A 1,051-nucleotide genomic window follows, 5' to 3' on the forward strand; every position below is an offset into this window, starting at 1 on the left:
TAATTTAATCCACAATTACAAGCCGAATTTTAATCTGTCCAATTTAAATATCCGCGCAGACTGCGTGCATCGCGGCTCCGTCGTTTGCCACGGCGTAGAGGCGACCCCTACTAGCGAGCATGATCTGATCCGAGCCGAATTGAAACTCGCCGAATTCCACTTCTTTTAAGATCGAGCCGTCCTCCGCGCTAATCAAAACCGGCTTGCCGCGGCGATCTGCGAGTAAAATTTTATCCTCAAACCACGCGAAATGCTCGGTTCCGCCGGTGTCAAGCTTAAAAATCACCTCGCCGCTTGCCGCGTCTACGGCGTATAGGTGCCCGCCCTTGCCCGCGGTGCCGAAATACAGCGTCTCGAGACCCTGCCGCTTATCTTGCGCGTCAAAATGCGGCGCCGCTGCGCCGCGCAGGCAAACGGGCGTATATAGATACGCGCCTAGCTTTAGCCGCCAAAGCGTTTTGCCTTTTGCTACCGCTTTTTTGCGGGTCGGCTTGCCGTCGTTTGAAATTTTATCTTTCGCCTCGCTCGTTTCATTGCGCGGATCGCTTTTGCTCGCTTTGCAAACAGCCGCCGCGCAGACATTTTCGGAGGAATTTTTTAAATTTTCGCTCGCCGCGCCGCTGAAATTTACTACGCCGCCCAAATCAGCCGCCGAGCCGTTTAAATTTGACCCGCCTTGCGAGGCTCTGCACTCCATCATAAAGGGCGAGCTCATCCGCACGGCAAAGCCCTCAAACTCGTAGGTTCGCGCGTCGTTGTAGATCTGCTTCACGGGCGCAGGAGCGTCGCCAAGCTCGCTCATTTCGCCGTCTTGTATTTTGATGAGCTTTGCGGGCGAATCGACGAAGCCCTCATAGTATCTCGTATTTAGCACGAAGTGACCGTCCTGCGGGCAACAAAGCGCGGAAGCGGCAGAGAAAATTTCGCGCTGTTCGTAGGCGAGCACCGATCTTTTGTGTTCGCTAAAATCGCGCGAAAACGTATCTAGCAGAACGTAGCCGGGCGTTAGCTTCGCGGCGATGTTTTGCTCGCTGGGGGCTGCAAAGGCAAA

1 protein-coding gene is annotated in these 1,051 nt (G+C 54.5%); it reads right to left on the reverse strand.

Annotated elements, in window-relative coordinates:
* Window positions 1-43: 43 nt before the first annotated feature.
* Window positions 44-1,051: PQQ-binding-like beta-propeller repeat protein (locus Q0277_RS06755; RefSeq protein ID WP_297996726.1), on the reverse strand; the 1,008-nt coding region annotated here is incomplete at its 5' end.

The organism is uncultured Campylobacter sp., from assembly GCF_938030815.1.
In the GTDB taxonomy this organism is placed as follows: domain Bacteria; phylum Campylobacterota; class Campylobacteria; order Campylobacterales; family Campylobacteraceae; genus Campylobacter_B.